The following is a 20,907-nucleotide window of genomic DNA, read 5'->3' as shown; positions in this document are numbered from 1 at the left end:
CGTCAGCTGCCCAGCGTGGCCAGGTCCTGGACCACCACGTTGGCGAGCTGGTCGCCGTCCTTGCGGACCTGGCGCAGGTACCAGGTCTGCACCGGGGCGTGGCTCTTCTCGCCGAACTGCCAGGTGCCCCGGGGGCTTTCGATCTGCCCCAGGTTCCCGATCGCCTTGTTGATGTTCTCCGGGGTCACCTCGTCGCCGTCCTTGGTCAGCTGGGTGATCGCCTTGTCCAGCACCGACGCGGCGTCGTAGGAGGCCATGGCGTAGGTGGTGGGCGCGGCGTCGTGGTCGGCCATCCAGTCGGCGACGAAGGTGCGGTTGGCCTCGTTGTCGAGGTCGGCGGCGTAGTTGAGCACGGAGTGGATGCCGTCGGCGGCGTCGCCCTCGGCGGGCAGCGTGCTGCCCTCGGTCAGGAAGCCGGCGGCGTAGAGCGGCAGGTCGGCGATGTCCGACTGGGCGTACTGCTTGACGAAGTCGACGGCCGCCTTGCCCGCGTAGAAGCAGTACACGGCCTCGGCGTCGGACTGCGCGATGTCGGCGAAGTACGGCATGAAGTTCGTCGTCTTCGGGAACGGCGTCCAGGTCGTCTCGCCGTCCGGGTTGACGAGTTCGCCGCCGGCCTCGTCGTAGGCGTCGGTGAAGCCGCGCAGTTCGTCGTGGCCGCCCTGGTAGTCCGGGCCGATGGCGTAGACCGGGCCGTCGACCTCGTCGGCTATGTAGCCCGCGATGGCCTCGCCCGGCTGGTCGGACAGGAAGCTGGTGTGCCAGACGTGGTCGAGGTTCTCGATCCCGGGCCGGGCGTTGGAGCCGATGAACGGGATCTTGTTCCGTTCGACGAGGGGCAGCACGGCGTTCACGGATCCGCCGCCCACCACGCCCGTGAGCACGTCGACGCCGTCCTTCTCGATCATCTTGGTGGCGGCCGGCAGCGCGGTGGGCGGGCCGTCCCCCTCGTCGGCGACGACGAGGTCGACCTTCTGCCCGCCGAGTTCGCCGTCGTGGGTGTCCAGGTAGAGCTCGAAGCCGTCCCGCATGTCGGTGCCGACGGACTTGTACGTGCCGGACAGGGCGACGAGCAGCCCCACCTTCAGGGTGCCGTCGCCGGAACCGCCGTCGCCGCTGCATCCGGTGACGGCGGCCAGGGCGAGGACGAGGGACGCCGCCCCGGCTCTGCGGGAGGCCGTCCCGGCTCTGCGGGAGGAGGTGTTCCTGCGGGTGGTGCGGAGTGCGAGACGCATGGGAGTCCTTCGTGGAGGAATAAGGGGTGTGCGGTCACGACGGGCGTGGTGCGCTCACCTCCCGCTGCGCCGGAGTCAGCGCGTCGCCGACCTGGTTGATCAGCTCGGCCATCAGGTAGCTGACCTCCCCGATGTCGGCGTCGCGCGTGGTGGTGACCAGGAGCGAGGCGCCGCTGGAGACGGCCATGGAGAAGAGGTAGCCGCCCTCCATCGCGGTGAGGCTGTGCTCCACGGGGTCGGTGCCGGTGAGCTGCGCGGCGCCGGACAGCAGGCTGACCAGGCCGGAGCCGACGGCCGCCAGCCGGTCCGCGTCGTCCTTCTCCAGGCCGGTGTACGCGAGTGCCAGGCCGTCCACGGAGACCGCTATGGCCCGCGTGACCTCGGGGATTCTGCGGGCGAAGTCGCTGAGCAGCCAGCTCAGGTCGGCGGGGGACACGGCGTTCATGTGCGTGGGGTCTCCGTAACGGGTCAGGTGGGTCGGTGGGGCCGTCGGTGGGTCCGGGGTGCCGTCGTGTCGTCGCCGCGGCGGCCGGTCGTGCTCCGGTCGATGCCCTGGGCGTACGCCGTGAGGACGTCGGCGATCTGCCGGGAGTCGCGCCGGCGGGGTGCGGGCCTGCCGCCCGCGGGCGGGGCGGCGGCCGCGGTGCGCTCGGGGGAGGCGTCCGCCCCGGCGTGGTCCTGGTGCCGTCGCGGTCTGCGCACCGGCAGGCCGGCGGCGCTGACGCCGGCGACCGTGTCGGCGGGCCGGCGCGGGGCGGGAGCCGTGTGCGGCGAGGGGGCGGACGCGGGGCCGGGCCTGGCGCCGTGCGCGGGCGGGGCCGAGGGGCGATCGTGCCGGGGCGCGGGTTCCTCGCCCTGCGGGTTGCCCAGTGTTCCCCGGCCGCGGGGGGCCGGGCGGGCGGTGGGGGCGAAGACCTCGTCGCTCCCGTTCGGGGGCCCGGTCGTGACCACGGCGGCGGGCAGGGTGACCTCGGCGATGGTGCCGGAACCCGAGGAGTCCCGGAGTTCGACGACGATGCCGTGTCGTGCCGCCAGTTTGGCCACGACGTGCAGCCCCATGGAACGGACGCCGCCCACGTCGGTCCTCGGGTTGGCGAGTTCGGCGTTCAGCACGGCGCGGCGTTCGGCCGGGATGCCGACGCCCTCGTCGACGACGGCCACCACGGCCCGGTCGTACATCCGCCACACCGCGACCCCGACCTCGGTGTCCGGGGGCGAGAACCGGGTGGCGTTGTCCAGGAGTTCGGCGAGCAGGTGGGCCAGGTCGTGCACCACGCGGGCGGCGATGTGGATGTCGTCGACGGCGCCCACCGAGACCCGGTGGAACCGTTCGGTCTGCTGCGCGGCGGCCACGATCACGCTGGAGCACGGCACGTCGGAGGCGCGCACACGGCCCTGGCCGTGGCCCGCCAGCACCAGCAGGCTGTTGGTGTTGCGTTCCATCCGGACGGCCAGGTGGTCCAGCGCGAACAGCACCTTCATCCGCTCCGGATCGGATTCGTCGCGCTGCACGGCGTCCAGCTCCGAGACCATCACGCTGGTCAACTGGCCGCCGCGGCGGGCGACTCCGACGAGGGTCTCGGCGAATCGTTCGTGCGAGCGGGTGCGCTGCGCCGCGAGGCGGATGGTCTCGTAGTGCACCGCGTTGAAGGCTTCGCCCAGCTCCGCGATCTCGTCGCCGCCGTCGGCGGGCAGCGGGCTGCCGTTGCGTTCGGCGACCTTCTCCGGGGTCGTGCCGGTGAGGGCGCCGGGCAGGGAGAGCTCCCGCATGGTCTCCGGCAGGCCGTGGTGGGCGACTTCGTGGGCGGCGTTGCGCAGGTCCCGCAGGCGGCGGATCATGACGCGGCCCAGCCGCAGGGCGAAGACCACGGCACCCACCAGCGCCGCGACCACGAGCAGCGCCTCGCCCACGGCCCACCCGGTGAGTCGGTTCCGCTCCGAGGCCACCGAGTCCAGGAGGGCGTCGTCGACCCGGCTCTCCACCGACCGCAGCAGTTCCAGGCGTTCCGACGTCGCCCTGCTCCACTCCTGGCCGGAGACGGTGAGCTCCTCCCCGGTCCCGCTGCGTGCCGCCTGGTCCTCGAGCCGGCGCGCGGCGACGGCGCGGGAGCCGGAGAGCCGGCGTTCCAGGAGGGTGCGCCACTCGGCCGGGCCGAGCGTGTACATGCTGCGGACCGCGTCGTCGTAGTCGAGCCGGGTGGCGTCGAAGGTCCGTTTCGACGCCGGGGTGAAACCACCTCCGGAGAGCGCGCGCAAGACCGTCACCTGCTGCTGCCCCAGGCTCTCGCCGGCGCGCGACAGCGAGGCGACGGCGTGGATCCGGTCGGCGATGTCCGTCCGGACTCCCTCCGCCTGCGCGATGCCGTCCCGGTAGGAGACGAGGTCGGCGATGAGGATGCGGTAGCGGAAGACCAGGGCCGACAGGGAGCTGCTGCCGGAGCGGGCCTGGGCCCTCAGCGACGGCAGGTCGCTGAGGGCACCGGCGACGCGGTCCAGCGCGCCCCGGGCCTTCTCGGGCAGGGTGTCGAGCGCGGCGCGACGGGCGGAGAAGCGCGCCGCACTGTCGTCCGTGGCCTCGGCGCGCTTGCGGAACGAGGCTGCTCCCGAGCCGTCGGCGACCAGGACGGTCGCCGCCGACCGTTCCCGCTGGAGGTCGTGGGCGAGGTCGCTCGCCGCCTGCGCCGCGCGGACCATGTCCGTCAGCCGGTGCGCGTCGACCGCCTGGCTGGTGGCGGGGGCGAGCGCCAGTCCGGAGAACGTGACGGTGACGGCCAGCGGGACGCTGACCAGCAGGACGAGGCGTTGGCTGATTCTCACGTCGGGCCCTCTTCCGCAGGGCCGGAGTGATCACGTATGTGTGTCACGCAGCTACCTAGGTCTGGCGGTGAACCGGTGGGGGGTGGGGTGGTGCGGGGCGGCGCGGTCGTCGTCCGGAAGCGGCGGTGCCGGCCTGCTGTCGTCCGGCCGCGCCGCCGGGCACCGCCGGGGGTGGCCGGAGAGCTGGGAGGAGGCAGGGAATCGCCGTCGTCGGAGCTCCTTCTCGGCGCGCGTGATGGGGGCAGGCCGAACACGGCCGACGTGCCCGGCGGAGTGCCGCGCATCCGTACCGACCGGATGTGCAATCGTTATCGCACATCAAATCCCCCGTCTGCAAGACGAGTTGGAGTGTTCGCGGAATACTGGGAATTCACCCGGGGGATTCTGTGCGTTCGGTTGCGGCCGGGCGTGCGGGAGCGGCTCGCGCGAGGGACCATGGAAGCGACGGGCCGAGTCCCGGAACCGTCCGGAGGGTCCCGCGGAGGTGTGTCATGGGTGCGAACTGGAACGTCGAACTGGCACTCGCCGAGGACGGCCGGGACACGCGCTGCCACGCGCGGCTGAGCGGGCGCAACGGCGTGGCCATGGTCGGCGAGGGCGTCGCGCACGCCAACCCCGCCGACGAGAACGTGCCGGCGATCGGCGACGAACTCGCCGCGGCCCGTGCGCTGTCCGACCTCTCCCACCAGCTGCTGAACGCGGCCGCGCGGGACATCGAGTCCCGCACGCACCAGCCCGTCCAGGGCCTGCGCGCCTGACCGCCCGGCCCGGCCCTCTCGGCTCACCGGCCGCCCCCGGTGGGCCTTGCGTCACGCCGCGGGGGTGAATGGGCCTGTGCTCGTCCCGACGGGCCCGGTCCTCCGTGCGCACGTCCCGCCATGCGGACGGCCCGGTACACGCATCCCTGTTGTATCTAAGATGTGCACATGTCCGCCTCCAGCCCGCCCCGCACCGCCGCGACACCCCGGCAGCCCGCCGCCGAGCGGGTCTACGACCACGTCAAACGTGCCGTCCTGGAGCGTCGCTACGAAGGTGGCATGCTGCTCACCGAGGGCGAGCTGGCCGACGCGGTCGGCGTCTCCCGCACCCCCGTCCGCGAGGCCCTGCTGCGCCTGGAGGTCGAAGGGCTGCTCAAGCTCTACCCGAAGAAGGGCGCCCTGGTCCTGCCGGTCTCCGCGCAGGAGATCACCGACGTCGTCGAGACCCGTCTGCTGGTCGAGGAGCACGCCGTCCGCAAGGCGGCCACCGCCACCCCGGCCGGCCTCGTCGCGCGGCTGGAGGAACTGCTCGCCCGCCAGCACGAGCAGGCCGGCGCCGGGCGGCTCGCCGACGTCGCCGTGAGCGACCGCTGCTTCCACGCGGAGATCGTCCGCGCCACCGGCAACGCGATTCTGGTCCGCCTCTACGACCAGCTTCGCGACCGGCAGCTGCGCATGGGCGTCGCCGTCATGCACGCCCACCCCGACCGCATCGCGAAGAACATCACCGAACACACCGAGATCCTCGAAGCCGTCCGCGCCGGCGACGCGGACGCCGCCGCCGAGGCCGTGCACCGGCACGTGAGCTGGGTCCGCAACCTGGTCCACGGAGACGTCCGGTGAGCCGCTCCGTCCCGCAGCCGCGCGCCGCGCGGCCCGCGCCCGAGCCGCCCGGCGGCCGGCTCGCCGTCGCCATGTGGAGCGTCGGCGTCGCCGTCTACTTCGTCGCCGTCACCTTCCGCACCAGCCTCGGCGTCGCCGCCCTCGACGCCGCCGAACGGTTCGAGGTCAGCGCCTCCGCGCTGTCCACGTTCTCGCTCCTCCAGCTGATGGTCTACGCGGGCATGCAGATACCCGTCGGCCTGCTCGTGGACCGCTGGGGCACCCGCCGCGTGCTGATGCTCGGCGCCGCCCTCTTCACCGCCGGCCAGCTCGGCTTCGCGCTCGCCGAGACCTACCCCGTCGCCCTCGCCTGCCGCGCCCTGCTCGGCTGCGGCGACGCGCTGACGTTCATCAGCGTGCTGCGTCTGGGCACCCGCTGGTTCCCGCCCCGCCGCAGCCCGTTCGTCGGCCAGCTCGCCGGACTCGTCGGCCAGACCGGCAACCTGGTCACCACGCTCGTGCTGGCCCGCGTGCTGAGCGCCTACGGCTGGACCGCCACGTTCGCCGGCAGCGCGGTCGCCGGCGTCGTCGTGCTGGTGCTGGTGCTGCTCCTCCTGCGGGACCACCCCGAAGGCCACGCCCCGGAACCCGTGCCGCACGTCGGTCTCGCCTACGTGCGCCGCCAGACGGCCGCCACCTGGCGCGAACCCGGCACCCGGCTGGGCATGTGGGTGCACTTCACCACGCAGTTCCCCGCCATGGTGTTCCTCCTGCTGTGGGGGATGCCGTTCCTCATCCAGGACCAGGGCCTCGACCGCGCCCACGCCGGGGCGCTGCTCACCCTGGTCGTCTGCAGCAACCTGGTCGTCGGCCTGGCCTACGGCCAGCTCCTCGCACGCCACCACGCCGCCCGCACCCCGCTCGCGCTCGGCACGGTCGCCGCCACCGCCCTGCTCTGGGCCGCCGTACTGCTCTGGTCCGGGCCCGCGCCCGGCTGGCTGCTGATCACGCTGTGCGTCGTGCTCGGCGCCTGCGGGCCCGCGTCCATGATCGGCTTCGACTTCGCGCGGCCCGCCAACCCGCCCGAGCGGCAGGGCACCGCCTCGGGGATCGTCAACATCGGCGGCTTCACCGCCTCCATGACCACCCTGCTGACCGTCGGCGTGCTCCTCGACCTCACCGGGGACGACTTCCGCATCGCCCTGTCCGGGATCTTCGTGCTCCAGGCCTTCGGTCTCAGCCAGATCCTGCGCCTGCGCGGCCGTGCCCACCGCAGGGAACGCGAACGCGTCGTCGCCAGCCGCGTCGAAACCGTCCACGTGCCGGTATGACCCGCCGGGGCGTGCCGGGCCGGGGGCTCTTCGCGGGCCCGGCCTCCCCCACGAGCGCCGTACGGGGCCCGCGGGGAGCCCGTACGGCGGCGGGGCGCGGGCCGGGACCTACGGGGTGACGGTGAAGTGGCGCAGGATGCGCCGCGCCAGCTCGGCGTCGCCCTCGATCTTCACGTCCTCGGCGACCTTCTCCGGCCGGGTGCGCCCGCAGGCGAGCCGTACGTAGGTCTCCCAGTCCAGCGACAGCGTCACCGTCGGGCCCAGTGAGACGCTGCCGTCGACCGTGGCCCGGCCCTCGTCGTCGACCCGCACCGTGCGCATGAACTCCACCGGCCCCGACACGTCGAACACCACCGCCGAACCGGCCGGCGCGCCCGCCGCCTTCACCACGCCCGGCAGTCCGGCGACCAGCACGTCACGGGAGACGTGCGCCGCAGCCGAATCCAGGTCGCCCGGCGTGCGCAGCGCCCGCCGGATGTCCTGCTCGTGCACCCACACGTCGAAGGCCCGTATCCGCAACAGCCGTTCGAGGGTGATCGGGTCCTCGCCCGGCAGCACGTGCCGCACCTCCTCGTCCGGCTGCCGCTTCTCGTTGCGCAGCTGCCGGGAGCGGCGGATGACGGTGTACTCCAGCTCGCTGGTCATCTCCGGCGCCGTGTGGTGCCGGCGGATGTCGACCTGCACCTCCATGTGACGGCTCGTCTCGTCCCGCACGTGGTACAGGTCGCGGGGCAGGGAGTGGATCGGGCGAGGGTCGCCGAGCAGTTCGCACTCGATGCCGATGATGTGGGAGACGACGTCACGGACCGACCACCCGGGGCAGTCGGTCCGGCGGTTCCACTCGCCCTCGGCAAGCGGCTGCACCAGTGCGGATATCGCTTCGATGGACTGCGTCCAGGCGTCGACGTAGGGCTGCAGGCTTGGGTGGTCGGTCACGAGGCCCCTCGGGCGGTACGGATGCGTTCGCGGTACGGGTGCTCTCAAGTTACGCTGCGCTCGGGCACCCCGGCAGTGCTTTTGGATGACGATGCTATGCCCTTCCGCCCCTTCCGAAAGAGACGGTGGTACCGTGCACGGCTCCTCGCTCCGCGCCGCGCTGATCCAGCTCCGCGTCGACCCGGACGAACCGGTCGCCGACCGCCGGGAGCGCGCCGCCCGCATGGTGCGTGAGCAGTCCGCCGCCGATCTGGTCGTCCTTCCGGAGGGCTGGCCCGTCGGGGCCTTCTCCTTCGACCGCTTCGAGGACGAGGCCGAGCCCGCCGCCGACGGGCCCACCGCCGCCGCGATGAGCGCCGCCGCCCGTGACGCGGACGTCTGGCTGCACGCCGGCTCCGTGGTCGAACGGGCCCCCGGCGGCGAACTGTTCAACACCTCGCTGGTCTTCGCCCCCGACGGCTCCCTCGCCGCGACGTACCGGAAGATCCACCGCTTCGGCTTCGACCGCGGCGAGGCCACCCTGATGGCCGCCGGCACCGAAACGGTCACCGTCGACCACCCGGCCGCCGTGATCGGCCTCGCCACCTGCTACGACCTGCGGTTCCCCGAGCAGTTCCGCACCCTGGTCGACGCCGGTTCCCGCGTCTTCGTCGTCCCCGCCGGCTGGCCCAGGGCCAGGGCCGGACACTGGAGCCTGCTGGCCCGCGCCCGCGCCGTGGAGAACCAGGCGTACGTCCTCGCCTGCGGCACCTCCGGCAGCCACGCCGGCGTGCCCATGGCCGGCCGCAGCGCGATCATCGACCCCTGGGGCGACGTGCTCGCCGAGGCCGAGGACGCCGAGGAGCAGGTGCTCACCGCGACCCTCGACCTCGCCGAGGTCGCCCGCATCCGCGACACCTTCCCGGCCCTCAAGGACCGCGTCCTCTGAGCCCGGCCCGTCGCCTCACTCCAGCGTGCCGTCGTCCTCGGACTCCATCAGGCGGTCCACGCACACCGCGATGGCGATGAGCATCACCGGGTCCGCGTCCGGCTGCTCCACGTCGACGGCGTAGGCGTCGCGGACCCGGAACCACTTGCGGGACACCCGGGCCAGCCGTCGCCCGTCGTGCTCGATGTCGTACTCCTTGCCGACGAGGTCGCCGCGGATCTCCAGCTCCTCGCCCGTGGCCAGCTCCGCGCGGTAGACCTTGCGCATCGGCGTGAAGCGCTTCTCCCGCACGGTCACCATGACCTCGCCGTCCCGCTCCACGCGCATCGTGTCGCGCAGGCTGACCGCCTTCTTCCGCACCACCGCGAGGACGTTCCCCGCACGGTCCTTCAGCTCGAAGGTCTCCCGCAGGCGCAGCGCCTTGCCGTCGACGAGGAAGGCGCGCTCGCCGTCCTCGTCCTCCACCCAGAAGTCCTCGCCGATCCCGAACACGCGTTCCCTGACCAGATACCTCATGTCCGGCGTGTACCCCGTACGTGCGAGGAGCGACCGGCGGACCGGTGCGATACGGCCGAATGGCACCCTTGTCCGTACGGACCACGACGGCTCCGCGCCCGCTCCCGCCGCCGCCTGCCGGGCCCGCGTACGTGCCCGCTGCCCGTCCTGCCCCTGGACCCAGGCCGGCACCGGCAGCAGCGGCCGTCCTCACCCTGCACCCGACCTGCCCAAACCAAGGTGGGAAGGAGCTCAGTCGCACGATACGGCGAAGGAGTTGAACTCGGTGGGCGGAGGGCGCGTACAACAACGACGACAGGGCCTCCCGGCATCGCTCGGTCGGATCTCCGAGCTACCGAGAGGCCCTGCCTTCATGCGCACACAGCCGGAAGATCACCCGACCAGGAACCCTGTTCGACCGCACGTTCCACATCCGGTTGAGAAACGGCTTCTTACACCACCTCGGCGGACGTGACCCTCAGTGACGGCCAGTATCCTCGGGCTTCCGCCCAAGGCCATGTCAACCCGGCATCTGTCGGCGGTACGACATCGCGATCAGACCGGCAGTGAAGCTGACCGCCGCTACGACTGCCGCCACAACGCTGGTGGACTCCATCAGGAGAACCGCCCACGGGTACGGCCTCTGGTCTCCCGCCAGGCCGGTGACGATGCTGAACATCACGAACATGGTCGCCGCCGCGCCACCGGCGAACGGGCCGTACCAGATGTTCACGAGGAGAGCGAGGCCCAGCACCATGACGGTGTTGCGTCCGCCCGCCACCGCTGTCGGCATGTCCAGGAACTCCCCGAGTGTGAACCCCAGTCCCGCCGCGCTCACCCCCAGAAGCAGGAGAGCCAGCCGGTCGACGACGGCGACCGCTCGCGCCGCTGTGGTTTCGGTGGCGATGAGGCGCCGACTCATGCAGTACATCGTCGGGATGCACAGGATGAGCGGGACGAAGTTCATCAGCTTGACCGAGAAGGTGCCCCGCGCAGCGATCTGGGGAACCTTCGCCACGTCGTCACGAACGAGCACAAGGAGGAGCGTCCAGGCGCACAGGGCCACAGGCAGCAGCCAGATTCTTCGTGCACGCGCCCAGAGGGTCACCGGTCCACGCCCGGTGCCATGTCCGCCGGATCCTCCAACCGCGGCCCCAGCGCTCGGCCCCGCTCGCTCTCGGCCTTGGCCCCCGCCCTGGCCTTCTCGTGGACCTGCACGTCGCAGGACTCGAGGTACCGCAACTGCTGCTCGTACCAGGCGTACTGCTTCGCATGGGAGAGGCTGCGCACCCAGCGTGCCCGGTACACACCGCCGGGTCCGTAGCTGCGGGCGGCCTCGGCCTCCGACATCCCAACCGTCAGGCCGATCCAGGCGGAAGCGGCTCCGCGCCCCGGATAGACGTAGTCATCAGGAAGTTCCGGGCAGTGGTGGAGCCCTGTCGGAACCAAGGCGCTGACGTAGACGGTCCGGCTGCGGTGGCGGGTCACCGGCTTCTGGAGGAAGATTCGCCAGGTGTCGCGTGCCAGCGGTAGATCCTCCGAGACGAAGGCCAGCTTCCGGGGTGGGGTGAACCCGACCTCTCGCATGCGGGGCAGCGCGTGTTGAGCGGAGCGGTGCAACGCGGGAATGTCGTCGGCGAACTCGCCGGGCACACAGATCACCGGGGCAGTCCGCGCACACGTCGTTGCCCACGTGCGGGGAACTGTGGGGTCGGCGTAGCGCGGGGCGTCACTCACGAGAGGATACGACGCTCCGAAGCCCGCGAGGACGCAGCAGGCCATGGCGGCGGCGCGCAGCGCCGGACGTGAGAGCAGGCTGAGCGTGACAAGACCGAGCAGCAGCCCGAGAGCCAGGATCGCCGGTGCCATGAGGTAGGCGCGGTCCACGACATCCGTGTAGGTCGGAATGCTCATGTCGAATCCGGACATCGCCCGCAGCCATGGGATACCCAGCGTATAGGCGACGAAGACCCACAGCGCCGTGATCACCACCGCAAGGGGGCGGGCGATAACGGGCGGAAGGGAGAGTCCGAGGAAGAAGCCGACGGCTACTGCACTGAAGGGGATCGCAAGACTTCGGACCATGGGAACGGTGTCATGGAGCCCTGGCGCGGGGCCTCCCAGATAGCTGATCGCCAACAGGAAGGACGCCACCCAGCTGATGATCACCAGGGCCAGGGTGGGGGCCATCGCATCGAGAAATACTCGCAGCAGGTGGCGGCTGGATGGGGCGGCTGTGATCCGAGCCTGGCGGAGCCTCCCTGCGTCCCATGCGGCCACCAAGGCGATTCCCAGCGCGGCGACCCTCAGGGCCACCGAGACCACGACGAGGGAACCCTCACCGGTGAACGGCGTGGGCTGGTAGGCGGTGAAGTATATCGCCAGAGCCACCGTCGGGGCTCCGAACCCGATGACGGCCGAGTGTCGAGCGAAGGGGAATCGGTTCACCATGAGATCGCCCCATCGATCTCGGTGAAGGCCTGATAAGCGGAGGTGGCTCGCTGCTCATCGGATGTCGCCGTCGCGCTCGCGTGGGAAAGGAAGTCCACCACCGTTCCCGAGAAGCGCACCTGACCGCCCAACAGAACCACGACCGAGTCGTACGAGTTGGCGATGTCCGAGGTGTCATGGGTGGAGAGAACGATGTGCACCTCCTTCGACAGGTCGGCGAGAATCTGGTGGAAGACCTGCCGCTGCCGGGGATCCATGCCTGCTGTCGGCTCATCGAGGAGAAGGACCTCTGCGGCATGCACGAGGGCCTGCGCTACTGCGACGCGTCGCTGCTGTCCCCCGGAGAGTTCCTGGACCCTGTCGTCCGCCCGATCGGCCAACTCCACGCGGTCCAGGGCCTGGAGGGCCTCACGCCAGGCCTCGCGCCGGGGCATCCCCTTGAGCCAACCGGAATACGCGACCTGATCCCGGGCCGTGAGCCCTGGCACCTGCTCCACCTGCTGAGGCATCCATGCCACACGCCTACGGAACGCGGGCAGCGCGCGACGCCGGCCGGTGCTCAGGTCGCCATAGGTGACGGAACCGGAATCCGGGCGCAGCGCAGATGCGCACAAGCCCAACAGGGTGCTCTTTCCCGCTCCATTCGGCCCCAGGAGCACGGTCCGCCCGGGGGGCAGCGTAAAGCTGAGATCACGCAGCACCGGGCGTCTACGCCGATAGGAGAAGGAACACTCGGACATCGAAATGGCCATGCAACACCTTGGTATTCGAGCGTGGGGGTGCCTCTCTGTTTCACCAAGAGGCAGGTGGAGACCTGCGTTTCAGGTCTCCACCCAGGAATTCAGAATCCAGTGCCCTCTAGAACGACATACGGGTCTCTACGACGTCGATCACCGGGCCGACTTGCGAACTGCCATCGATCTTGGTGAGTCTGAAGTAGTAGTCGTGGCCATCGATTCCTGCACCCCACTCGCCGGACGACGTTCCACCGTTGAAGCATGCCGTGTACTTCTTTTTGTCGTATCCGGTGTCGGGTCCGATGACAGCACGACGCAGCTGAACAGTCACACTTGTGCCCGACCACGTATCGCATCCGGTGAAGTCCACCTTGTTCGGTCCGGTACCTCCGTCATCCGTCAGTGGATGCGAGGTGAAACCGGCGACTCCATCATCTATGTACGAGAACTTCACGACAGCCCAAGCGGGGCTCGCGAGGGCCAACGGGAGGGTCGAGATGGAAGCAGCCAAACCGATCCGCTTCCAGGTATTACGGGTTCCGAACTTACGCACGGTTGTACCTCTCGTTTGGAATCTCGGGCATGCGTGTGCAGCACGAGGTGAATTGAGTGAAGGTCGCATTGGCGTGTATCCCCTGCGCGGGACTTGACTGTACATCAACAGCGGCTACGGGGCGTTTGCCAACCTCAGTTTGCGCAGGTCAGGTCCAGGGTGAGGACGGCCCGGACGAGGCTGGTGATGCGGGTGGTGGAGCATCGCAGCTTGCGGAGGAGGCGCCAGTTCTTGAGGGTGGCCATGGCCTGCTCGACGAGTGCGCGGATCTTCGCGTGTGAGCGGTCCACGGCTTGCTGACCTGCGGACAGCGTCGCCCAGCGGCTCTTCTAGGGCACGCGTATGGTGCCACCGGCACCTCGGTACGCCTTGTCGGCCCAGCACGGCACGTCGACCCCGTTCAGTGCGTCGATGATGACGTGGGTGCTGAGCAGCGCACAGAAGCCATCGTGCAGCTTCGCAGTGAGGGGCGTCTTCGCACGGTTGCCGGGCCAAGGGTCGTTCGCGGTCTGAGAGGCTGGACGCATGAGCCGACGACCACGCGTGCGCGCCCCTGAGCTGCAAGGACGGGGATGGATCAACACCGGCGGCAAGTCCCTGTCTCTTGCGGACTTGCGTGGTAAGTGCTGTGTCCTGGACTTCTGGACGTTCTGCTGCATCAACTGCCTGCACGTGCTGGACGAGCTGCGGGAGCTGGAGGAGCGGCACGCCGACACCCTGGTGATCGTCGGCGTCCACTCGCCGAAGTTCGTGCACGAGGCCGAGTACCAGGCCGTCGTGGACGCCGTCGAGCGGTACGGGGTGCACCACCCCGTGCTGGACGACCCGGAGCTCGCCACCTGGAAGCAGTACGCCGTGCGCGCCTGGCCGACGCTGGTCGTCATCGACCCCGAGGGGTACGTCGTCGCCCAGCACGCGGGCGAGGGGCACGCGCACGCGCTGGAGACGCTGGTGAGCGAGCTGGAGGCGGAACACGCCGCGAAGGGCACCCTGCGCCGGGGCGAGGGCCCGTACGTGCCGCCGGAGCCCGAGCCCACCGACCTACGCTTCCCCGGCAAGGCGGTACGGCTGCCCGGCAGCGGGCACTTCCTCGTCTCCGACACGACCCGCCACCAGCTCGTCGAGCTGGACGCCGACGGCGAGACCGTCGTCCGTCGGATCGGCAGCGGCGAGCGGGGTCTGGCCGACGGGCCGGCGGAGACGGCACGGTTCAGCGAGCCGCAGGGCCTCCTCGTCCTCCCCTCGGCCGGCGGGGACGGACCGGACGGCCTGCTCCTCGTCGCCGACACGGTCAACCACGCGCTGCGCACCTACGACCCCGCCACGGGCGAGGTCGCGACGGTCGCCGGGACCGGGAAGCAGTGGTGGCAGGGCTCCCCGACCGACGGCGCCGCCCGCGAGGTGGCGCTCTCCTCGCCGTGGGACCTGGCCTGGTTCGAGGACCGGGTGTGGATCGCGATGGCGGGTGTCCACCAGTTGTGGACGTACGACCCGGCGGAGGGCACCGTCGCGGTGGCCGCCGGCACCACCAACGAGGGCCTGGTCGACGGCCCGGCCCGGGAGGCGTGGTTCGCGCAGCCCTCCGGCCTGTCCGCCGCCGGCGGACGCCTCTGGGTCGCGGACTCCGAGACCTCCGCCGTGCGCTGGTTGACCCGCGACGAGGACGGCGACCTGGTCGTCCGTACGGCCGTCGGCACCGGCCTGTTCGACTTCGGGCACCGCGACGGCGACGCCGGACAGGCCCTGCTCCAGCACCCGTTGGGCGTCACCGCGCTCGCGGACGGTTCGGTGGCGGTGGCCGACACCTACAACCACGCGCTGCGCCGCTACGACCCCGCGACGGGCGCGGTCACCACCCTGGCCACCGATCTGCGCGAGCCGTCCGGCGCCGTCCTGGCGGACGACGACATCGTCGTCGTGGAGTCCGCGCGCCACCGGCTCACGCGGCTCCGGCTGCCGGAGGAGGCCGTACGGGTCGACGCCGTGGCCCACCGCACGCAGCGCACGGCGACCGAGGTGGCACCGGGGAAGCTGCGGCTCGACGTGGTCTTCCAGGCCCCCGCCGGGCAGAAGCTGGACGAGCGCTACGGCCCCTCGACACGCCTCCAGGTCGGCGCGACGCCGCCGGAACTCCTCGCCGGGGGCGGGGGAACGGACACCGCGCTGACCCGCGAACTGCTGCTCGCGGACGGCGTCGTCGAGGGCGTGCTGCACGTCTCCGCGACGGCCGCGTCCTGCGACGACGACCCGGCGAACCCCTACCCCGCCTGCCACGTGCACCAGCAGGACTGGGGCGTCCCGGTCCGCGTCACGGACGCGGGGACGTCCCGCCTCCCGCTGGTGCTGGCCGGCCTGGACCCGCAGGGCGGGGCCGGGGCGTGAACGTCACTCCCAGTGGTGCCGGTTGTCCTCCACCGACACGGGTGCCGCCGGCGAGGGCGGCTGCGTCTTGCGGCGCTTGAAGATGCTCACGTAGACCGAGAGGCCGAGCAGGCCGACGGCCATGAGGACGATGCCGACGACGTCCACGTTGACGCCCTGGAGGTCCCAGTCGACGGCCAGGGTCAGGATGGCGCCCACTGCCAGCATGACGATGCACACGACGATGCCCATGAGTGCTCCTCCGTTCTGCAGTCGGTGCCGAGGTGTCCCCTCGGGTACCCGCCTCGGTGACATGCAATCAACACGGGTCGCCCGCCGCGCGGTTCGGCCCCGCGCGCACGCCCTGGCGCTGCGCCCGCAGGCGTCTACTCCGCGAGGAACGCGGCGACCGCCGAGGCGAGCAGGTGCGGGTCCTCGGACCCGCACAGCTCGCGCGCGCTGTGCATGGACAGGATCGCCACGCCGATGTCGACCGTCGCGATCCCGTGCCGCGCCGCCGTGATCGGACCGATCGTCGTCCCGCACGGCATCGCGTTGTTGGACACGAACGTCTGCCACGGCACCCCGGCCCGTTCGCACGCGGCGGCGAACACCGCGCGGCCGGTGCCGTCCGTGGCGTACCGCTGGTTGACGTTGACCTTCAGGATGGGCCCGCCGTTGGGCATCGGGTGGTGCCCCGGCTCGTGCCGCTCCACGTAGTTGGGGTGCACGGCGTGGCCGGTGTCGGAGGAGAGGCACACCGTGCCCGCGTAGGCGCGTGCCCGGTCCTCGTACGTGCCGCCGCGCGCGAAGACCGAACGCTCCAGCACGCTGCCGAGCAGCGGCCCGTCGGCGCCGGTGTCGGACTGGCTGCCGTTCTCCTCGTGGTCGAACGCCGCGAGCACCGGGATGTGCTGCAGGCCGCCCTCGGCGGCGACCGCGGCGAGCGCCGCCGCGCCCGCGTGCACGGACAGCAGGTTGTCCATCCGGGGACCGGCGAGGAGTTCGCGGTCGGCCCCGAGGTAGGCGGGGGCCTCGACGCTGTGCACCATCAGGTCCCAGCCGGTGACGTCCGCGGCGGTCAGGCCGGCCTCGTCGGCGAGGAAGGCCATGAGGTCGCCCTCCCGGGGCGTCCCCAGGCCCCAGACCGGGGTCATGTGGCGCTGCTTGTCGAGCTTGAGGCCCTCGTTGACCTGCCGGTCGAGGTGGATGGCGAGCTGCGGGACGCGCAGCAGGGGCCGGTCGACGTTCACCAGGCGGGTGGAGCCGTCGCGCAGGGTCAGCCGGCCGGCGATGCCCAGGTCGCGGTCGAGCCAGGTGTTGAGCAGCGTGCCGCCGTAGATCTCGACGGCGACCTGGCGCCAGCCGTTCGCGCCGGTGTCGGGCAGCGGCTTGACCCGCAGGTTGGGGGAGTCGGTGTGCGCGCCCACGATGCGGTACGGGGTGGCCGGGCTCGCGCCCTCCGGCACGTACCAGGCGATGATCGCGCCGCCGCGCAGCACGTAGCGGCCGCCCGCCTCGCCGTCCCAGGCGGCGGTCTCCTCGACCTGGCGGAAGCCGGCCTTCTCCAGCATCCGCGCCGCGGAGGCCACGGCGTGGTACGGGGTGGGCGACTGCGCGAGGAAGGCCGTCAGGTCGTCGGTGTGGCCGCTGTCGAAGCGGCGGTTCGGGTGGCTGGTGCGGGGCGCGTTGCTCATGCCGCTCAGCATACGAACGCCGAGGCGTCCCGCTCCCCCCGACCGGGAGCGGGACGCCTCGGCGACGCGGTTCCTCAGCGGCGGACGGCCCGGAGGCCGCCTCGCCGGGGACTCAGAACGCCGACTCGTCGAGGTCCATGACCGACAGGTCGACGGACTCGGCGAGCGAGCGCTGCACGGCCAGGCCGGGCAGCACGTTGGCGGCGAAGAACTTCGCCGCGGCGATCTTGCCCTGGTAGAACGGCCGGTCCTTGGCCGAGGCGTCGGTCAGCTTGTCCTGTGCGACGGCCGCACCGCGCAGCAGCAGGTAGCCGATGACGACGTCGCCGGAGGCCAGCAGGAAGCGGGTGGTGTTCAGCCCGACCTTGTAGATCTCCTTGACGTCCTTCTCGGTGGCGGCCAGGTCGGTCAGCATGGTGCCGACGATGGCCTCCAGGTCGACGGCGGCCCGGGACAGCTGGTCGCGGGCGTCGGCCAGCTCCTCGCCCCCGGCGGCCTCGGCGAGGAACTTCTTGATCTCCTCCGACAGTGCAGTGAGCGCCTGGCCCTGGTCGCGGACGATCTTGCGGAAGAAGAAGTCCTGGCCCTGGATCGCCGTGGTGCCCTCGTACAGGGTGTCGATCTTGGCGTCCCGGATGTACTGCTCGACCGGATACTCCTGGAGGTACCCGGAGCCGCCCAGGGTCTGCAGCGACTGGGCGAGCTGCTCGTAGGACTTCTCCGAGCCGTAGCCCTTCACGATGGGCAGCAGCAGGTCGTTGAGCCGGTGCGCGGCGCCCGCGTCCTCGCCCGCGTGCTCCTTGAGGATGATCTCGTCCTGCACGGAGGCGGTGTAGAGGACGAGGGCGCGCATGCCCTCGGCGTACGCCTTCTGCGTCATGAGCGAGCGGCGCACGTCGGGGTGGTGCGTGATGGTGACGCGCGGCGCGGTCTTGTCGGTGAACTGGGCGAGGTCGGCGCCCTGCACCCGCTCCTTCGCGTACTCCAGGGCGTTCAGGTAGCCGGTGGAGAGGGTGGCGATGGCCTTCGTGCCGACCATCATCCGCGCGAACTCGATGATCTTGAACATCTGGCGGATGCCGTCGTGCTTCTCGCCCAGCAGCCAGCCCTTGGCGGGCTGGTTGGCGCCGAAGGTCATCTCGCAGGTGTTGGACACCTTGAGACCCATCTTGTGCTCGACGTTGGTGGCGTAGACGCCGTTGCGCTCGCCGAGCTCGCCGGTGTCCCAGTCGAAGTCGTACTTCGGCACGACGAACAGGCTCAGGCCCTTGGTGCCGGGGCCGTGGCCCTCGGGGCGGGCCAGGACGAGGTGCACGATGTTCTCGGACATGTCGTGCTCACCGGAGGTGATGAAGCGCTTCACGCCGGTGATGTGCCAGGTGCCGTCGTCCTGCTGCACGGCCTTGGCGCGGCCGGCGCCGACGTCCGATCCGGCGTCCGGCTCGGTGAGCACCATGGTGGCGCCCCACTGCCTGTCGGCCATCAGCTGGGCGATCTTGTGCTGCTCCTCGGTGCCCTCCTCCTGCACCACGCCCGCGAACGCCGGGCCGGAGGCGTACATCCAGACGGCCGGGTTCGCGCCGAGGATGGTCTCGGCGAAGCCCCAGAGCAGCGAGCGCGGTGCGGTGGTGCCGCCGATCTCCTCGGGGACGCCCAGGCGCCACCACTCCGCGTCCATGAACGCCTGGTAGCTCTTCCTGAACGACGCCGGGACCGGCGCGGTGTTGGTGTCCGGGTCGAAGACGGGCGGGTTGCGGTCGCCCTCCTCGTAGGAGGCGGCGAGTTCGTTCTCGGACAGCCGCGCGATCTCGGCGAGCACGCTCTTGGCGGTCTCGACGTCCATGTCGGCGAACGGTCCGGTGCCGTACACCGAGTCGCGGCCGAGGACCTCGAAGAGGTTGAACTCGATGTCGCGGAGATTCGACTTGTAGTGCCCCATGGCGACGGCTCCGTAAGAAGTCTCGTTCGTACCGATCAGTAGTCTCGATGATGCTACCCATGGGTAATTTAAGGCAACCCCCGGAGTCCCACTGTGACCCGTTCCTCCCTCGCCGGGCGGTTCCGGGACCCGCCGTGGCCGGGAATCTCCCGCGCGCGCACGCCGGGTGGACCGACTCGTTACCCTTTCGGGCATGTACGGCTACGACCAGACCGCGTCCGCGGGCCACGGACACCCGCACGGTGGGCAGCAGTACGGGTACCAGGGTCACCAGCAGACCCATCAGTCCTCCCATGCCCACCAGGCGCATCAGGGCTACGCGGAACCGGAACCGCCGCCGCCCTACGGTCAGCAGCCGCTCTACCCCGAGCCGTCCCCGCCCTCGCTGGGCGAGGCGGTGCGGGCCTTCACCACGGGGTCGATGTCCGCCGAGGAGTTCCAGTCGATCCTCTCCACCTCCAAGGTCTACTGCCCGCGCGGCGAGACCCCGGGCTTCCTGGCGCTGCACAACACCCAGCAGCCGGTCATCCCGATGTTCACCACGCTCAAGGAGCTGCGCCGGTACGCCGGCAAGGAGTCGCGGTACTTCGTGATCACTGGCGCCGAGGTGCTCGACCTGCTCCCCTCCGGCTACGGCTTCGTCCTCGACATGGAGGGCGAGCACCGGGTGGTCTTCGACGCCAAGGCGGTCGAGGAGATGGTCGACTACGCGATGCGCCACATGTACGGCTGACCCGCATGTACGGCCGGCCGGCATGTACGGCCGGCCCGCGTCGCGCACCGCCCACCGGCCCTTCCGGGGCCTGCGGGAATACGGAAGCCGTGGCGAGTGCTTTAATCTTCAACTATATTGGCCGTGAGCCGGAGGAGGCACCCGTCATGCCCGCGATCACCGTAGAGAACCCGCTCACGCTGCCCCGGGTGACCGCCCCGGCGGCCGAGGACGCGGCACGGCGCGCCGTCCTGGCCGTGAGCACCGCCCCCACCGGGTTCGAGGGCGAGGGTTTCCCCGTCCGCCGCGCCTTCGCGGGCCTCGACTACCGGCACCTCGACCCGTTCATCATGATGGACCAGATGGGCGAGGTGGACTACGCGCCCGGTGAGCCGAAGGGCACCCCCTGGCATCCCCACCGCGGCTTCGAGACCGTCACGTACCTCATCGACGGAACGTTTGTGCACCAGGACTCAGAGGGCGGCGGCGGCACGATAGACGGCGGCGACACCCAGTGGATGACCGCCGGATCGGGCCTGCTGCACATCGAGGCCCCGCCGGAGGAGCTGGTGATGACCGGCGGTCTCTTCCACGGCATCCAGCTCTGGGTCAACCTGCCCGCCCGGGACAAGATGACCACCCCGCGCTACCAGGACATCGGCGGCGGCAACGTCAAGCTGCTGACCAGCCCCGACGGCGGCGCGCTGCTCCGGCTCATCGCGGGCGAGCTGGACGGCCACACCGGCCCCGGCGTCACGCACACGCCGATCACCCTCGTGCACGCGACCGTCTCGCCCGGCGCCGAGGTCACCCTGCCGTGGCGCCGCGACTACAACGCCCTCGCCTACGTGCTGGCCGGCCGCGGCTCGGTGGGCGCCGACCGGCGCCCGCTGCACCTGGGGCAGACGGCCGTCTTCGGCGCCGGCGACGCGCTCACGCTGCGCGCCGACACCTCCCAGGACGCCCACACCCCCTCGCTGGAGGTGATCCTCCTCGGCGGGCAGCCGCTGCGGGAGCCGATGGCGCACTACGGACCGTTCGTCATGAACAGCCACGCGGAGCTGGCCCAGGCCTTCGACGACTTCCGGGCCGGCCGCCTCGGCCGCGTCCCGGCCGCACGCGACTGACCTCGCCC

General features: G+C 71.1%; 19 protein-coding genes and 1 pseudogene. 7 read left to right on the top strand and 13 right to left on the bottom strand.

What is annotated here, in order from left to right; translation table 11 throughout:
• Positions 1-2: 2 nt before the first annotated feature.
• From K304_RS0121705 to K304_RS0121695, 3 genes are read right to left on the bottom strand one after another with little or no spacing between them, the layout of a single operon-like run.
• The gene (locus tag K304_RS0121705) at positions 3-1,235 is read right to left on the bottom strand and encodes an ABC transporter substrate-binding protein (protein WP_027765427.1); all 1,233 of its coding nucleotides are present in this window, start codon (positions 1,233-1,235) and stop codon (positions 3-5) included.
• A 34-nt stretch (positions 1,236-1,269) separates the two neighbouring features.
• The gene (locus K304_RS0121700; RefSeq protein ID WP_027765426.1) at positions 1,270-1,680 is read right to left on the bottom strand and encodes a roadblock/LC7 domain-containing protein; all 411 of its coding nucleotides are present in this window, start codon (positions 1,678-1,680) and stop codon (positions 1,270-1,272) included.
• Positions 1,681-1,703: 23 nt separating this feature from the next.
• The gene (locus K304_RS0121695; RefSeq protein WP_027765425.1) at positions 1,704-4,052 is read right to left on the bottom strand and encodes a sensor histidine kinase; all 2,349 of its coding nucleotides are present in this window, start codon (positions 4,050-4,052) and stop codon (positions 1,704-1,706) included.
• A gap of 491 nt (positions 4,053-4,543) precedes the next feature.
• Between K304_RS0121695 and K304_RS0121690 the strand changes: the two genes are divergently transcribed.
• The 3 genes from K304_RS0121690 (at position 4,544) to K304_RS0121680 (ending at position 6,963) form a co-directional block, all read left to right on the top strand.
• Positions 4,544-4,810: a DUF1876 domain-containing protein gene (locus tag K304_RS0121690; RefSeq protein WP_027765424.1), complete on the top strand. Its 267-nt coding sequence runs from the start codon at positions 4,544-4,546 to the stop codon at positions 4,808-4,810.
• Between the two features lie 168 nt (positions 4,811-4,978).
• Entirely contained in the window at positions 4,979-5,653 is a 675-nt protein-coding gene (locus tag K304_RS0121685) for a GntR family transcriptional regulator (protein WP_037791673.1), read from the top strand.
• A 71-nt stretch (positions 5,654-5,724) separates the two neighbouring features.
• A complete protein-coding gene (locus K304_RS0121680) occupies positions 5,725-6,963 on the top strand; it encodes an MFS transporter (RefSeq protein ID WP_078529651.1) in 1,239 nt (412 codons plus the stop codon).
• A 108-nt stretch (positions 6,964-7,071) separates the two neighbouring features.
• Here K304_RS0121680 and K304_RS0121675 read toward each other — a convergent pair whose 3' ends face one another.
• Positions 7,072-7,899 carry a maleylpyruvate isomerase family mycothiol-dependent enzyme gene (locus tag K304_RS0121675; RefSeq protein ID WP_027765421.1) on the bottom strand — a complete coding sequence of 276 codons (828 nt, stop codon included), beginning with the start codon at positions 7,897-7,899 and terminating at the stop codon, positions 7,072-7,074.
• Between the two features lie 91 nt (positions 7,900-7,990).
• Between K304_RS0121675 and K304_RS0121670 the strand changes: the two genes are divergently transcribed.
• Entirely contained in the window at positions 7,991-8,827 is an 837-nt protein-coding gene (locus K304_RS0121670; protein ID WP_051308703.1) for a carbon-nitrogen family hydrolase, read from the top strand.
• A 15-nt stretch (positions 8,828-8,842) separates the two neighbouring features.
• Here K304_RS0121670 and K304_RS0121665 read toward each other — a convergent pair whose 3' ends face one another.
• The 6 genes and pseudogenes from K304_RS0121665 to K304_RS30585 all read right to left on the bottom strand — a co-directional run.
• The gene (locus tag K304_RS0121665; protein ID WP_027765419.1) at positions 8,843-9,343 is read right to left on the bottom strand and encodes an LURP-one-related/scramblase family protein; all 501 of its coding nucleotides are present in this window, start codon (positions 9,341-9,343) and stop codon (positions 8,843-8,845) included.
• Between the two features lie 499 nt (positions 9,344-9,842).
• Positions 9,843-10,358, bottom strand: a complete 516-nt coding sequence (locus K304_RS0121660) for a hypothetical protein (protein WP_158687406.1) — start codon at positions 10,356-10,358, stop codon at positions 9,843-9,845.
• Between the two features lie 68 nt (positions 10,359-10,426).
• Positions 10,427-11,713 carry a DUF7224 domain-containing protein gene (locus K304_RS0121655; RefSeq protein ID WP_158687405.1) on the bottom strand — a complete coding sequence of 429 codons (1,287 nt, stop codon included), beginning with the start codon at positions 11,711-11,713 and terminating at the stop codon, positions 10,427-10,429.
• Between the two features lie 53 nt (positions 11,714-11,766).
• The gene (locus tag K304_RS0121650; RefSeq protein WP_027765416.1) at positions 11,767-12,525 is read right to left on the bottom strand and encodes an ATP-binding cassette domain-containing protein; all 759 of its coding nucleotides are present in this window, start codon (positions 12,523-12,525) and stop codon (positions 11,767-11,769) included.
• 106 nt (positions 12,526-12,631) lie between these two features.
• Positions 12,632-13,063 carry a hypothetical protein gene (locus tag K304_RS33500; protein WP_158687404.1) on the bottom strand — a complete coding sequence of 144 codons (432 nt, stop codon included), beginning with the start codon at positions 13,061-13,063 and terminating at the stop codon, positions 12,632-12,634.
• 134 nt (positions 13,064-13,197) lie between these two features.
• Positions 13,198-13,485, bottom strand: a pseudogene (locus K304_RS30585) (transposase family protein); the annotation flags it as partial.
• Positions 13,486-13,588: 103 nt separating this feature from the next.
• On the opposite strand from K304_RS30585, the gene K304_RS0121635 reads away from it, so the two are divergent.
• Positions 13,589-15,445, top strand: a complete 1,857-nt coding sequence (locus K304_RS0121635; RefSeq protein ID WP_027765414.1) for an NHL domain-containing thioredoxin family protein — start codon at positions 13,589-13,591, stop codon at positions 15,443-15,445.
• Positions 15,446-15,448: 3 nt separating this feature from the next.
• On the opposite strand, the gene K304_RS0121630 is transcribed toward K304_RS0121635, so the two are convergent.
• From K304_RS0121630 to K304_RS0121620, 3 genes are all read right to left on the bottom strand, one after another.
• The gene (locus K304_RS0121630; RefSeq protein ID WP_027765413.1) at positions 15,449-15,676 is read right to left on the bottom strand and encodes a membrane protein; all 228 of its coding nucleotides are present in this window, start codon (positions 15,674-15,676) and stop codon (positions 15,449-15,451) included.
• A gap of 134 nt (positions 15,677-15,810) precedes the next feature.
• On the bottom strand, positions 15,811-17,121 hold the full coding sequence (locus K304_RS0121625) for a M18 family aminopeptidase (RefSeq protein ID WP_027765412.1): 1,311 nt from the start codon (positions 17,119-17,121) through the stop codon (positions 15,811-15,813).
• 112 nt (positions 17,122-17,233) lie between these two features.
• The gene (locus tag K304_RS0121620) at positions 17,234-19,060 is read right to left on the bottom strand and encodes an acyl-CoA dehydrogenase (RefSeq protein WP_027765411.1); all 1,827 of its coding nucleotides are present in this window, start codon (positions 19,058-19,060) and stop codon (positions 17,234-17,236) included.
• 193 nt (positions 19,061-19,253) lie between these two features.
• Between K304_RS0121620 and K304_RS0121615 the strand changes: the two genes are divergently transcribed.
• Together K304_RS0121615 and K304_RS0121610 are read left to right on the top strand one after the other, a co-directional pair.
• Positions 19,254-19,793, top strand: coding sequence for an SseB family protein (locus tag K304_RS0121615; protein ID WP_027765410.1), 540 nt, complete (start codon positions 19,254-19,256; stop codon positions 19,791-19,793).
• Positions 19,794-19,939: 146 nt separating this feature from the next.
• On the top strand, positions 19,940-20,899 hold the full coding sequence (locus K304_RS0121610; protein ID WP_027765409.1) for a pirin family protein: 960 nt from the start codon (positions 19,940-19,942) through the stop codon (positions 20,897-20,899).
• The last annotated feature ends 8 nt before the right edge of the window (positions 20,900-20,907 follow it).

Source organism: Streptomyces sp. CNS606, assembly GCF_000426325.1.
Note: the sequence above shows the minus strand (reverse complement) of the source record. Positions and strands in the feature narration are given on the sequence as shown.